Origin of the sequence: Deinococcus aestuarii (genome assembly GCF_018863415.1) — a bacterium.
Classification (GTDB): domain Bacteria; phylum Deinococcota; class Deinococci; order Deinococcales; family Deinococcaceae; genus Deinococcus; species Deinococcus aestuarii.
Window position 1 is genome coordinate 417,747 of sequence record NZ_JAHKSN010000001.1, and the last position, 12,218, is coordinate 429,964.

Below are 12,218 nucleotides of genomic sequence, written 5' to 3' on the forward strand. Positions count from 1 at the left end.
CAACCCTAGGCGGGGCCGAACGGTGGTCTAGACAGACCCGGCGCGGCTGCCGGGAACTTCACAGAAAATAGGCGGCTGACATCTCGTTCTGACCCTTTCCTGACCGCCGTCCTCACACCCGGACATTGACGATGGTCACCCCGTGGCCGCCCTGGTTGGCCTCGGCGTCGTGGAAGCTCTCCACCCGCTTGTCGGTCTTGAGGTAATCGCGCAGCAACCTTCGCAGCACGCCCTGGCCCTTGCCGTGGACGACGCGCAGGGGCGTTTCCTTGAGCGCGTGCGCCTCGGTGACGGCGGTGCGGAGTTCCTCAACGGCCTCCTCGGCGCCCAGGCCGCGCAACTGGAGTTCTTTCTCGAACCTGGCGGGCGCGGTGCCGCCGAAAGCGGTGCGGGCGACCTTGGGTTTCGCCTCGGGCTGGAGCCGGACGTCGCGCCGCCTGACGCCGACCTTCATCACGCCGAGCTGCACCACGAGGTCGTCGCCGCGCATCTCCAGCACCTGCCCGCTCGCCCCGTAGGCGGGCACGTCCACCCGGCTGCCGACGCGGATGGGGTCGCCGCGCTCCTCGCGAGCGGGGGGCGGGGCGGGGCGGGCCTTCTGGGCGGCGGAGCGCAGCTCGCGCAGTTCCTGCATCACCCGGGGGCGGGCGCCGTCCTCCTGGGCGCGGGCCCGCAGGGTGCGGACGCGCTCGATGGCGTCGGCGTACAGGCTCTCGGCCTTCTGGGCGGCTTCCGCGAGCATCTCATTGCGGCGCCGCTCCAGCGTCTCGCGCTCCTGGCGCACCCGGGTGAGTTCGGCCTCGGCCTCGCGGCGGGCGGCGTCGGTGGTTTCGAGCAGGCCCGCGAGGTCGGCGCGCTCGCGCTCCAGGCCCTCCAGCATCCGCTCCATCAGGCCCGCGTCGGGGCCCAGCAGGCTCTCGGCGCGGCCCAGCACGTCCTCCGGCAATCCCATCCGCCGGGCGATGGCGAGCGCGTAGGAACGGCCCGGTTGCCCGACCTGAAGCTGGTAGGTGGGCGCCAGGGCCTCCAGGTCGAAGCCCATGCTGGCGTTCTGGACCCCCGGCGTCTCCAGCGCGAAGAGTTTCAGCGGCGAGAGGTGCGAGGTGACGATGCCCCGCGCGTCCTGGGCGAGCAGCGTCTCGATCAGGGCCTGCGCGAGCGCCGCACCCTCGCCGGGGTCGGTGCCGCTCCCCAGCTCGTCGATCAGGACCAGGGTGTCGGGCGCCGCGTGTCGCAGGACGAACCGCAGGTGCTTGAGGTGGGAGGCGAAGGTGGACAGGCTCGCCTCGATGCTCTGCTCGTCGCCGATGTCGACCAGCACGTCGCGCACGACGGGCAGGCGGGCTTTCGAGGCCGCCACGTACATCCCGCACTGGTGCATCAGGACGGCGAGGCCGAGCGTCTTGAGGGTCGCCGTCTTGCCGCCCATGTTCGGCCCGGTGATCAGGAGCATCTTCGTCTCGCCGAGCTCGAGGTCGTTCGGGACCGGGTTCTCGATCAGGGGGTGGCGGGCTTCCCGCAGCTCGTAGGTGTGATCGTGCGCGGGCTCGGGGCGGTTGAGCCGCCAGTCGCGCGCCAGCCGCGCCTTCGCGGCGATCAGGTCGAGTTCGCCCACCGTGGCGAGGGTCATGGGCACCTCGGCGTCGGAGGCGAGCAGGCCCGAGAGTTCGGTGAGGATGCGGCGGACCTCGGCCTCCTCGTCGAGGATCAACCGGGCGAGTTCGTTGTTCAGGGGCGTGACGGTCGCGGGCTCGACGAAGTACGTCTGCCCGGTCGCGGAGGCGTCCACGATGATGCCCTGGACCTGCCCCACCCGGCTCGCCTGCACGGGCAGGACGTAGCGGTCGCGGCGGATGGTGACGATGTGTTCTTGCAGCACGTCGGCCCAGCGGTCGAGGGTGGCCGCCAGCCGCTCGCGGATGCGGCCCCGCAAGGGCTCGATGCGGCGGCGCAGGTCACGCAGGTGGTGGCTCGCGTCGTCGCGCACGGCCCCGTCACGGTCGATGGCGCCCAGCACCCGGCGCACGAGTTCGCTGTGGTTCCCGAGCCCGAGGGCCACCTCGCGCAGGGGCCCGCGCGAGTTCGCCTGAATCGCCCGCTTGACGCTCATCGCGGCGTCGAGGGAATACACGGCGTTCAGGAGTTCCTGCCCCGCCAGCACCCGGCCCTCGACCGACCGCGCATACAGGTCGCGGATGTCCTGAATGCCCCCCAGCGAGAGGCTGACGCCGAAGAGGGCGTCCTCCACCTCGTCGAGCTCGCGGGCGACGCGGCCCCCGTCTTCCGACGGGAGCAGGGCGCGTGCCCGCTCCGCCCCGAGCGACGTGGCGCTGCGCTCGGCGAGGGCATCGCGGATGCGGGGGAAGTCGAGGGCCGACAGGGCGCGGGCGTCGAAGGGCACGTGGGGAGCATAACAACGCCCCCCCGGAAGGAACGTGCGCCGGGTGGCTTAGGGAAGGTTGCGAACAAGGCCGCTCGCCCTCCCCGCTTCTGCGTGATGGCCGCGCTCACCCCACCAGGAACCGCCCAGCCGACAGGCCGGGAGCAGGCGGCGACGAGCCCGACCTCCTCAAGGGCCCAGGCCGTCCCCATGCCTCTCAGGAGAAGCGACGGCCAGCAGGCAGCGCGGGCGCGACGTGGGCGGCCCTTCCCCGCGTTCGACGTTCGGGAAGAGTCGGGGGCCGCCCCAAAGCGTGGGGCCCCCCGGTGGCGCGGCCCCTCCCCTGCTACCCTGCCCCGCGTGACCCCGCTGCGCCTCACCGTGCTCTCGACCAGCCTCGATCCCGTCAGCCGCAGCCGCTGGATGGCCGGGCTGGCGGCGTCGCAGCTCCGCGAGGCCGGGCACACGGTCACCCTCCTCGACCTGCGGGAGACGCCGCTGCCCCTCTTCGACAACGACACCTGCTACGCCCACCCCAACGCTGGGCTCTATCACCGGGCCATCCGGGAGGCGGACGGCGTGTTTCTCGGGGTGCCTGTCTACAACTGGGGGCTGGGAGCGGGCGTGAAAAACCTCGTCGAACTCACGGGCAGCACCGACCCCGAGCGCGGGCTGCACGGCGCGTGGTTCGACCGGGTGGTGACCTTTCTCGTGTCGGGCGGGCTGGGCCACGGCTACCTCAGCCACGGGGCCCTCGCCTTCGGGCTGATGACGGACTTCCGGTGCGTGATCAACCCGCACTTCACCTACGCGACCTCCGCCGAGTGGGCGGCGGACGGGGTGCCGGGCGAGTGGCTCGCGGAGAGGCTGGCCCGCACGGTCGAGCGCGGGGTGGACCTCGCCGCCCGCCTGGGGGACCGCCCCTACCGCTCGGTGTGGGAGGTCTGAGGGTGACCCTCCCTGTCTCCCGAGCCCCCCTCCTCCCGCCCACCGAGAAGCCGCGCGTCGTCGTCGAGCACCCCGACTTCTACGTGGTCCACAAGCCCGCGCTGTGGCTGACCCATCCGGTGCGGGCGCGGGTGGACGTGCCCGACGTGCTGGCCTTCATGCGGGCGGAGACGGGCGAGCGGGACCTCGCGCCCCCCCACCGTCTCGACCGGGAGACGAGCGGGGCGCAACTCCTGAGCCGCGACCCGGACGCCGCGCGGCGCTTTTTCACCCTCTTCAAGGAACACATCGTCGGCAAGACGTACCTCGCCGTCGTGCACGGGGCGCCGGAGTGGGACCGGCGCACGCTCGACGCCCCGCTCGGTGACCTCGGCCTGGGCGGGGCGAACCGGGTGGCGATCCGGCAGGCGGTCGTGCCGAACGGGCGACCCGCCGTGACCGACTTCCGGGTGGTGGGACGGCGGGCGGGCTTCACGCTGATCGAGGCGTACCCGCGCTCGGGACGGCTGCACCAGATTCGGGCGCATCTCGCGCACCTCGGGCTGCCGATGGTCGGGGACAAGATTTACGGGCGCGACCCGCAGGCCTTCCTCGACTTCATGGAGACGGGGCAGACGCCGGAGCTGACGGCACGCCTGCTGCTCCCCCGCCAGGCCCTGCACGCCGCACGGATCGCCTTTCCCTGGGCGGGCACCCAGTTCGTCGCGGAGGTCCCCCTCGCGCCCGATCTGCAAGCCTTCTGGGACGGGGTGCCGGACCCGGGGTGAAGGGACCGGGAGCGGAGATCAATCCTTTTAGGATGCCGTCTGCGAGACCCTTCGCTCAGGGCGACAACCCTTTTGCGGATGCTCCAGGCGAAGGGGCACAGACCACCCGCCGTTGTGCTCCCTCCCGAACTTCAGACCACGACGCGCTTGAACGAGCCGTCCTCGTGGCGGGCGGGAAGCTGGCCGTACATCAGTTCCTGCTCGACCACGCGGGCCACGTCCTCGCCGAGCTGCACGGCGTCACGTTCCTCGGTCTCCAGGGGCTCGGCCACCACGTCGAAGCCGCGCACGGCGTTCACGTCCTGGTGGCGCACCTCGACGCGCAGGGTCTGGCCCTCGACGCGGGGCTCGATGTTCAGGCCCTCGGGGTGGTCGTAGTGGAAGGTGGAGCGGAAGGCGAGGAGGGCGTCTTCGAGGTTCATGGCCGGCAGTCTGACGCGCGCCCTCGCCGCCGAATTGCTGCGCTCCCCACACCTGCCCGAATACGTAAAAGGCCGATGAAGACGGGGGCCTATACTCGCCCCAGATGACGAGCCTCTCCCCCGCGTCCCCGCGCGTCAGCCCGTGGGTGCTGTCCGCCTTCTGGTTCGGCACGGCCTTCCACTGGCTGCTGCTGCTGCTGATCCTGCTGCCCGCCAACGTGGTCCGCTTCGTGGGTGAGGAGCAAAAGGGCACCTACCTGGGCGTGCTGCTCCTCGTCGGCGCGCTGATCGCCCTCGTGCTGCCGCCGCTTGTGGGCGCCCACAGCGACCGCACGGGGCGGCGGGTGCCCTACATCCGGCTGGGGGTGGGGGTCAACCTCGCGGGACTGGCGGTGATGGCCTTCGCGGCGACCGCTCTGAGCGGGCTGGGCGGCTTCTGGGTGTACGTGCTGGGCTTCCTCCTCGTGCAGTTCGGGAACAACTACGCGACGGCGCCCTACAGCGCCCTGATCCCGCAGCTCGTGCCCCCGGGGGAGCGCGGGCGCTACAGCGGCGTGATGGCGATGCTCCAGGCGGTCGGGCAACTGCTGGGGGCGGTGGCGGCCTTCGTGATCGGCCTGCTGGGGCTGCCCGTGATCGTCTCCTTCGCCCTGATCGCCGCCGTGCTCCTCATCCCGGCGCTGGTCACCCTGCGGGGGGTGCCGGAGACGGCGGGGCCCGCTCCGCAGGCGGCGCAGGGGCCGACGCTCTCCTGGCGGGAACTGTTCGCGCACCAGCCCTTCTTCTGGGTGTTCGTGACGCGGGTGCTGTTCGCGCTGGGGCAGTACAGCGTGCAGCCCTTTTTGCAGTACTACAACGCGGACGTGCTGGGGCAGCGCGATCCGGAGACGAGCACCAGCGTCATGCTCGTGTGCATCATCGTGGGGAGCATCGCCTCGGCGCTCGTCGGGGGGCGGGTCAGCGACCGCACCGGGCGCAAGCCGGTGATCTACGTGGCGGGCGGGGTGATGGCCGCCGCCGCGCTGGGGCTGCTCGTGGCACCGAGTTACCCGGTGGCGCTCGTTCTGGCGGTGGGGTTCGGGCTGGGCTTCGGGGCCTTTACCAGCGTGGACTGGGCGCTCGGCAGCGACGCCATGCCCAGCGCGAGCAGCTACGCCCGCGACATGGGCATCTGGCACGTCGCCTTCGTGGCCCCGCAGATGACGAGCGCGCCGCAGGGGGCCCTGCTCGACTGGGGCAACGCGCACGGCGGGAACCTGGGCTACACCCTCGTCTTCGGGATCGCCGCGCTGTTCTTCCTGGCGGGGGTGGTTCTCGTGCGCAACGTGCCCGACGCCGCGCACCGCCGCGCCGCGACCTGAGCCTCACGCAACCTGACGGGAACCTTTAGACGGTGCCAGCGCCACCAAAGCGGACGAGCTGCCCCGTGACATGCTCGCGCCATGGACCAGAAACACGACCACCCCACCCGCGAGGAGACGATCCGGGAGATGGCCGCCGTCATGAAGAACGTCAAGTTCGCCATGCTGACGGTGAGCACCGGGGAGGGGCACCTCAAGGCCCACCCGATGACCACCCAGCAGACCGAGTTCGACGGCGACGTGTGGTTTATCGGCGGCAAGGACACCGAGCAGGTCCAGTGCATGGCCGCCCGCCCCCAGGTCAACGTGAGCTACGCCGACCACGACAAGGGGAACTACGTCAGCGTCGGCGGCGTGGCCCAGCTCGTGGAGGACCGCGCCAAGCTGGAGGAGCTGTGGAGTGACGCCTACAAGGCCTACTTCCCGGGCGGGATCGACGACCCCTCCGTCCAGCTCATCAAGATCGAGGCGCAGGGCGGCGAATACTGGGGCAGCGACGGCAAGCTCAAGAATATGTTCGCGCAGGCGAAGGCGGCCCTCACCGGCAAGTCCGCCACCGACCTCGGCACGAACGAGACGGTCAAGTTCTAGGCCGGAAGACGGGGAAGGGGGCGCGGACGCCTTCCCCCGTCTTCCGGCGTCCCGCCCGCCCGGACTGACGCGGCAACCGCGCCGTATGCTCGGGCCCGTGACCTCCGAACCGCTCGCCCCCCGCCATGCCCCAGCCTCCCCGCCGAGGGCGGGGCTGGCCCTCGCGGGTGTGCTGCTCACGGTAGCCCTGTGGGGGGCGAACGTGGTGCTCCTCAAGGTGATCTTGCGCTTCCTGAACGCCGAGACGATCAACCTGGGCCGCTTCCTGATCGCGGGGGCGGTTCTGGTCGCGCTCGCCGTCCGCGCGCACGGCTGGCCGCGCTGGGACGCCCGGACCTGGGGGCAGGTCGCGCTCGTGGGCCTGCTCGGGAACACCGTCTTCCAGGCTTTTTTCCTGAGCGGCATCCGGGCCAACCCGGCGGGCGTGGCGGGGCTGGTGAGCGGCATCGTGCCCGTGCTCGTGATTCCGCTGGGGCTGCTCCTCGGGCAGCGGGTCGGCTGGCGGCAGGGGGCGGGGGCCGCGCTCGCCTTCGCGGGGCTGATCGCCCTCCTCGCCGTGACCCTGCAACCGGGAGCGGCGGTGACACCGGGTGGCCTCGCCTGGGTCCTCGGGGCGGCGACGGCGTGGGCGCTCTACACCCTCTGGAACCGCCCCCTCACCGAGCGGCTGGGGGCGTTGCCCTTCGTGGCCTTCAGCCTCGCGCTGGGGTGCCTGCCGTACGTGGTGTGGGCGCTCCCGCACCTCCACGCCCCGGTGGGTGTGCCGCCGTTGGCGTGGGCAGGGGTGGCCCTGAGCGCGCTCGGCGCGAACGTGGTCGCCTACGTCGCCTGGGCCAACGGGGCGCGGGTCCTCGGCGCGGCCCGCACGAGCGTCTGGAATACGCTGGCCCCCGCCGTGTCACTCGTCCTCAGCGCCGCCGTCCTGCACGAGCGGCTGCCCGCCACCGTGTGGCTGGGCGCGCTCGTCATCCTCGCCGGAGCCGCGCTCGCCAACTGGCCGGGGCGCGTGCAGACGCGCCGGGGATGACGCTCAGTCGAGCTGCATGTCGATGACGGGCGGGGTCTTCTCCCCGGACTTCTCCTTTTTCTCCCCTTCCCGGTCGGCCTTCTCGGGCGGAGGCGTGGTGCGCCACGTCAGGTTGCCGGGGGGCGGGGCGGGCTGCACCGTGACCTGAAAGGGGACGGGCGCTGGGCGGGGGTCGGCGGGCGGCGCGGGCGGCGTCACGGGAACGGCGGGTGCCCCCTGTCCCTGGGCCGCCCGGCGTGCGGCGATGAGGATAGCGTCCACGTCCCCGGCGCTGAGGATGCCCTTCGATTGCAGGGTCCCCAGGATGGCGAGGGCGAGTTTGCGGGCGTACTCGGCCTCGTTGGGAGGAGGGGGGGGCGGGGTGGGCGCGCCGCTGTGCGTCATACCCGCACCCTAGCGCGAATGGCGGCGCGGCGGTGAAGAAGCGTGGCCTCTTCACCTCACTAAGGCTGGCCGGGGCGAACGTCCCACACTGTGAGGCGGGCTTCGCCTTCATTGGAACTTCACTCACGAAGTGACACGGCGCGTCCACCGGAGTGGAATGCCTGCCGCAAGGGAAGAGAGGCGGGATGATATCCTGTGGGCTGTCTGAAAAGGTGGCGTGAAGCTTCACCCACACGGCAAGCAAGCGGTCTGGCAACCCCGCCTTCCGCCCGCAGGGGCGGGGGGCGTGAGCGGGCGCGGGAGCAAGAGGAGGAAGAGGAATGTACCGAGGAAGAGAGGGGCAGTGGGCGTGGGTGCTTCACCGCCTGTCCGGGCTGGCGATCCTGGCCTACTTGCTGGTGCACGTCATCAGCATCAGCCTGTTCATGTTCGGTGAGCGGGCGTACATGGCGCTGCACACGACCTACGAACTGCCGATCTTCAGCCTGGGGCTCATCGCGGTCACGGCGGGGGTGGTGTACCACTCGCTGAACGGCCTGCGCATCATCGTGATGGACTTTACCGGCATGGGTGTGCTCTACCAGCGCCAGATGTTCTGGGCCGTCCTGGGCCTCACGCTGCTTGCCACCGCCTACACGGCCTTCGTGGTGATCAGCCGCCTGCTCGGGGGTCACGCGTGATTCGCGCGCGCACCTTCACGGACGCCCGGCAGCAGGCGCACTCCAACGCCGAGCTGAACTGGTGGATCTTCATGCGGATCAGCGGCCTGATCCTGGTCTTTTTGGTGCTGGGCCACATCTACATGACCTTCATCCAGGTCAGCGAGGCGGACGCCACCTATATCGCGGTGGTGAACAAGCTCCAGCAGCCCGCCTGGAAGTTCTACGACTGGACCATCCTGGCCCTCTCGCTGCTGCACGGAGTCAACGGCGCGCGGTATTCCATCGAGGACTACGTGAGAACGCGGCCCAACCGGGCGTGGGTCAAGACCATCTTCTACACCATCAGCGCGGTGATCTTCACCCTGGGGACCATCGGGCTGTTCTCGATCTGACGTAAAGGACTGATATGCACCATCGTTACGACGTACTGGTGGTCGGCGCGGGCGGGGCGGGGCTGATGGCCGCGCTCTACGCCGCCAAGGGCGGGGTGTCCGTCGCCTGCATCTCCAAGCTCTACCCCACCCGGTCCCACACGGGCGCGGCCCAGGGCGGCATCGGCGCCGCGCTCGGCAACGTTGCCGAGGACCACTGGGAATGGCACATGTTCGACACCGTCAAGGGCGGCGACTACCTCACCGACCAGGACGCGGCCGAAATCTTCGCCAAGGACATCATCGAGGCCGTCTACGAGCTGGAGCACATGGGCCTGCCCTTCTCGCGGCTGGACAACGGCAAGATCGCCCAGCGCAAGTTCGGCGGCCACACCCGCGACTTCGGCAAGGCGGCGGTCGAGCGGTCGTGCTACGCCAAGGACCGCACCGGCCACATGATCCTGCAAACGCTCTACCAGCAGAACGTCAAGGCCGGGACCAACTTTTACAACGAGTTCCACGTCACCGACCTCATCATCGAGGAGGGGCGCTGCCGGGGCGTGGTGGCCTACCACCTCGCGAGCGGCGAGCTCCACACCTTCCACGCCAAGGCCGTGATCCTGGCGGCGGGCGGGTACGGGCGCATCTACAAGATCACCTCGAATGCGCTCACGCTCACGGGCGACCTGATGAGCATCTACTACCGCAAGGGCCTGCCGCTGGAGGACATGGAGTTCTACCAGTTCCACCCGACCGGCCTCGCCAAGCTGGGCATCCTCGTGACCGAGGGTATTCGCGGTGAGGGCGGCATCCTGCGCAATTCGGACGGCGAACGCTTCATGGAGCGGTACGCGCCGACGATCAAGGACCTCGCGCCGCGCGACATCGTGTCCCGCTCGATCATCACCGAGATTCGGGAGGGCCGGGGCGTGGGCCGCGACCGGGACGCCGTGCACATCGACCTGACGCACCTGCCGCGCGAGGTCATCGAGGGCAAGCTGGCGGAGATCACCGACCTCGCGCGCACGTACCTGGGGCAGGACCCGGTGAAGGACCTCGTGGCGGTGCAGCCGACGGCGCACTACGCGATGGGCGGCATCCCGACCGACATCAACGGGCTGTGCCTCGCGGACGGCAACGGCACCTCGGTCGAGGGGCTGTATGCGGCGGGCGAGCAGGCGTGCGTGTCGCTGCACGGGGCGAACCGGCTTGGCACGAACTCGCTGGGCGACCTGATCGTCTTCGGGAGGCGGGCGGGCATCTTTGCGGCGCAGTACGCGCAGCAGGTCGAGTACGCCGAGATGCCCGAAGACCCCGAGCGCGAGACGGTGGAGACGCTCGACCGCCTGAAGAACGCCTCCGGCAAGGAGAATTCGGCCATGATCCGCAAGGAGTTGCAAGAGTCGATGATGAACAACGTCGGCATCTTCCGCAACGGCCCGGACATGGAAAAACAGGTCGAGATCATCAAGGAACTCAAGGCCCGCTACACGCAGGTCGGTGTCTCCGACCCCAGCGTCCGCTACAACAGCGAGCTGCTTGAGGCGATGGAACTCGGCTTCATGCTCGACTGCGCGGAGGCCGCGACCGCCTCGGCGCTCAACCGCAAGGAGTCGCGCGGCGCCCACGACCGTGAGGACTTCACCGAGCGCGACGATGCCAACTGGCTCAAGCACACGATGGCCTACAAGGACCTCGGCAACCCCGACAACGTGATCATCGGCTACAAGCCTGTGTCGCTCAAGGGCTACACCCGGGCCTTCGAGCCGAAGCCGCGCGTGTACTAGGAGAAGTGTGGCCTGCAGCGAAAGCTTTTCCTGAGGCGTCAGGCCACCTCCCACCTCTGCAAAGGAAAGACATGCCCGAGTACTACCCCCCCTCCAATGCCGCCCCGAACGTGCCCATGATGCACATCAAGGTCAAGATCCTCCGCTTCAACCCGGAAAAGGACAAAAAGGCCCACTGGGAGACCTACCCGGTGGAGGCGCAGCCCGCCGACCGCGTGCTGGACGTGTTGAACTACGTCAAGTGGTTCGTGGACCCGTCGCTGACCTTCCGCCGCTCGTGTATGCACGGCATCTGCGGCAGCGACGCGATGATGATCAACGGGCGCAACCAGCTCGCGTGCAAGACGCTGCTGCGCGACGTGGTGAAGGAAGGCGGCACGCTGACGGTCGAGCCCATCCGCGGCCTGAAGGTCGAGAAGGACCTGCTGACCGACATGGAGCCCTTCTTCGACGCCTACCGGGCGATCATGCCGTACTTCATCAACGAGAGCCCGCCGCCCGCGGGTGAGCGGCTCCAGTCGCCCGAACTCGCCGAGCGGATGGCGCAGTCGAGCAACTGCATCCTCTGCGCGGCGTGCACGACCTCCTGCCCGATCTTCTGGGTGAACGGCTCGTACCTCGGCCCGGCCGCCATCGTGCAGGCGCACCGCTTCATCTTCGACAGCCGCGACCAGGCGACCCACCAGCGGCTGAACATCATGAACCAGAACACCGGCGTGTGGCGCTGCCGCACCGCCTACAACTGCACGGAAGCTTGCCCGCGCGACATCCCGATCACCCAACTGATCGAGGAGGTCAAGCGCGCGGTGATGTACCAGCAGTCGTAAGGGCAGAGCGCTCAGCTTTCAGCCGTCAGCGGTCAGAACAAGACAGAGGGGCGGAGGCGCAGGCTTCCGCCTCTTCCCTTTTGCATGGCCCGAAGCTCAAGTCCCTCTGAAAGCGCCCGTACCTTCCCGGCCCTCCCGCTCGCCTACTTTTCGGAGGGGGAAACGATGACCACACGGGGAGAGCGGGGCAGGCTCGGGGAGCAGGCGGCGGAGCAGCGGCGCTGGATGACGGGCGGGGTCTTCCTCGGGCTGGGGCTGGGCGGCTTCTTCGACGGGATCGTGCTGCACCAGCTTCTGCAATGGCACCACATGGTGAGCGGGCCGTACCCGCCGAACACGCTTCAGAACCTTCGCATCAATACCCTGGGCGACGGCCTCTTCCACAGCCTGAACTGGGTCTTCACCGTGCTGGGGACGTTCCTGCTCTGGAGCGGCCTGCGGGCTGGCCGCGCGACCTGGCGGACGGCCACCTTCCTCGGCACCCTGCTCTTCGGCTGGGGCCTGTTCAACGTGGTCGAGGGGCTGATCGACCACCAGATTCTGGGCGTCCACCATGTGCGGCCCGGCCCGGCCTGGCTCGCCTACGATCTGGGGTATCTGGCGTGGGGTGCGGTCATGCTCCTGATCGGCTGGAGACTGATGCGCGCGGCGCGCGGCTGAGCGGGAGGCCTTTACGGGGAGGTGGAGATGC

At 69.7% G+C, this 12,218-nt stretch carries 13 protein-coding genes; 10 read left to right on the forward strand and 3 right to left on the reverse strand.

Annotation, left to right across the window (positions count from 1 at the left end; genetic code table 11):
• Positions 1-112: 112 nt before the first annotated feature.
• Positions 113-2,401 (reverse strand): endonuclease MutS2, encoded by a 2,289-nt coding sequence (locus IC605_RS01985; protein WP_216318144.1) that lies wholly within the window; start codon positions 2,399-2,401, stop codon positions 113-115.
• A gap of 339 nt (positions 2,402-2,740) precedes the next feature.
• Between IC605_RS01985 and IC605_RS01990 the strand changes: the two genes are divergently transcribed.
• Both IC605_RS01990 and IC605_RS01995 read left to right on the forward strand, forming a co-directional pair.
• On the forward strand, positions 2,741-3,328 hold the full coding sequence (locus IC605_RS01990) for an NADPH-dependent FMN reductase (RefSeq protein WP_343216471.1): 588 nt from the start codon (positions 2,741-2,743) through the stop codon (positions 3,326-3,328).
• A 2-nt stretch (positions 3,329-3,330) separates the two neighbouring features.
• Entirely contained in the window at positions 3,331-4,095 is a 765-nt protein-coding gene (locus IC605_RS01995) for an RluA family pseudouridine synthase (protein WP_216318150.1), read from the forward strand.
• Positions 4,096-4,226: 131 nt separating this feature from the next.
• Here the strand turns inward: IC605_RS01995 and IC605_RS02000 are convergent, their stop codons facing one another.
• Positions 4,227-4,517, reverse strand: coding sequence for a hypothetical protein (locus IC605_RS02000; protein ID WP_216318153.1), 291 nt, complete (start codon positions 4,515-4,517; stop codon positions 4,227-4,229).
• 104 nt (positions 4,518-4,621) lie between these two features.
• On the opposite strand from IC605_RS02000, the gene IC605_RS02005 reads away from it, so the two are divergent.
• The 3 genes from IC605_RS02005 to IC605_RS02015 all read left to right on the forward strand — a co-directional run bounded on the left by IC605_RS02005 (position 4,622) and on the right by IC605_RS02015 (position 7,496).
• Complete coding sequence (locus tag IC605_RS02005; protein ID WP_216318156.1) at positions 4,622-5,878, forward strand: MFS transporter; 1,257 nt, start codon at positions 4,622-4,624, stop codon at positions 5,876-5,878.
• A gap of 81 nt (positions 5,879-5,959) precedes the next feature.
• Positions 5,960-6,469: a pyridoxamine 5'-phosphate oxidase family protein gene (locus tag IC605_RS02010; protein WP_216318159.1), complete on the forward strand. Its 510-nt coding sequence runs from the start codon at positions 5,960-5,962 to the stop codon at positions 6,467-6,469.
• Positions 6,470-6,566: 97 nt separating this feature from the next.
• Positions 6,567-7,496, forward strand: coding sequence for a DMT family transporter (locus tag IC605_RS02015; protein WP_343216472.1), 930 nt, complete (start codon positions 6,567-6,569; stop codon positions 7,494-7,496).
• Between the two features lie 3 nt (positions 7,497-7,499).
• Here IC605_RS02015 and IC605_RS02020 read toward each other — a convergent pair whose 3' ends face one another.
• Positions 7,500-7,880 carry a hypothetical protein gene (locus IC605_RS02020; protein ID WP_216318162.1) on the reverse strand — a complete coding sequence of 127 codons (381 nt, stop codon included), beginning with the start codon at positions 7,878-7,880 and terminating at the stop codon, positions 7,500-7,502.
• Positions 7,881-8,200: 320 nt separating this feature from the next.
• On the opposite strand from IC605_RS02020, the gene sdhC reads away from it, so the two are divergent.
• From sdhC to IC605_RS02045, 5 genes are all read left to right on the forward strand, one after another.
• The gene (gene sdhC, locus IC605_RS02025) at positions 8,201-8,560 is read left to right on the forward strand and encodes a succinate dehydrogenase, cytochrome b556 subunit (protein ID WP_216318165.1); all 360 of its coding nucleotides are present in this window, start codon (positions 8,201-8,203) and stop codon (positions 8,558-8,560) included.
• The gene (locus tag IC605_RS02030; RefSeq protein WP_216318167.1) at positions 8,557-8,934 is read left to right on the forward strand and encodes a succinate dehydrogenase hydrophobic membrane anchor subunit; all 378 of its coding nucleotides are present in this window, start codon (positions 8,557-8,559) and stop codon (positions 8,932-8,934) included. Before sdhC ends, IC605_RS02030 begins: the two co-directional genes overlap by 4 nt.
• A 14-nt stretch (positions 8,935-8,948) precedes the next feature.
• Positions 8,949-10,700: a succinate dehydrogenase flavoprotein subunit gene (gene sdhA, locus IC605_RS02035; protein ID WP_216318170.1), complete on the forward strand. Its 1,752-nt coding sequence runs from the start codon at positions 8,949-8,951 to the stop codon at positions 10,698-10,700.
• A gap of 71 nt (positions 10,701-10,771) precedes the next feature.
• Positions 10,772-11,527 carry a succinate dehydrogenase iron-sulfur subunit gene (locus tag IC605_RS02040; protein WP_216318173.1) on the forward strand — a complete coding sequence of 252 codons (756 nt, stop codon included), beginning with the start codon at positions 10,772-10,774 and terminating at the stop codon, positions 11,525-11,527.
• Positions 11,528-11,692: 165 nt separating this feature from the next.
• Positions 11,693-12,187: a DUF2243 domain-containing protein gene (locus tag IC605_RS02045; protein ID WP_216318176.1), complete on the forward strand. Its 495-nt coding sequence runs from the start codon at positions 11,693-11,695 to the stop codon at positions 12,185-12,187.
• Positions 12,188-12,218: the final 31 nt, after the last annotated feature.

What these genes read in the sequence shown, in the direction of transcription:
- IC605_RS02000 (WP_216318153.1), bottom strand. Translation starts at nt 4,517, where the DNA reads ATGAACCTCGAAGACGCCCTCCTCGCCTTCCGCTCCACCTTCCACTAC.
- sdhA (WP_216318170.1), top strand. Translation starts at nt 8,949, where the DNA reads ATGCACCATCGTTACGACGTACTGGTGGTCGGCGCGGGCGGGGCGGGG.
- sdhC (WP_216318165.1), top strand. Translation starts at nt 8,201, where the DNA reads ATGTACCGAGGAAGAGAGGGGCAGTGGGCGTGGGTGCTTCACCGCCTG.
- IC605_RS02040 (WP_216318173.1), top strand. Translation starts at nt 10,772, where the DNA reads ATGCCCGAGTACTACCCCCCCTCCAATGCCGCCCCGAACGTGCCCATG.
- IC605_RS02045 (WP_216318176.1), top strand. Translation starts at nt 11,693, where the DNA reads ATGACCACACGGGGAGAGCGGGGCAGGCTCGGGGAGCAGGCGGCGGAG.
- IC605_RS02005 (WP_216318156.1), top strand. Translation starts at nt 4,622, where the DNA reads ATGACGAGCCTCTCCCCCGCGTCCCCGCGCGTCAGCCCGTGGGTGCTG.
- IC605_RS02020 (WP_216318162.1), bottom strand. Translation starts at nt 7,880, where the DNA reads ATGACGCACAGCGGCGCGCCCACCCCGCCCCCCCCTCCTCCCAACGAG.
- IC605_RS02010 (WP_216318159.1), top strand. Translation starts at nt 5,960, where the DNA reads ATGGACCAGAAACACGACCACCCCACCCGCGAGGAGACGATCCGGGAG.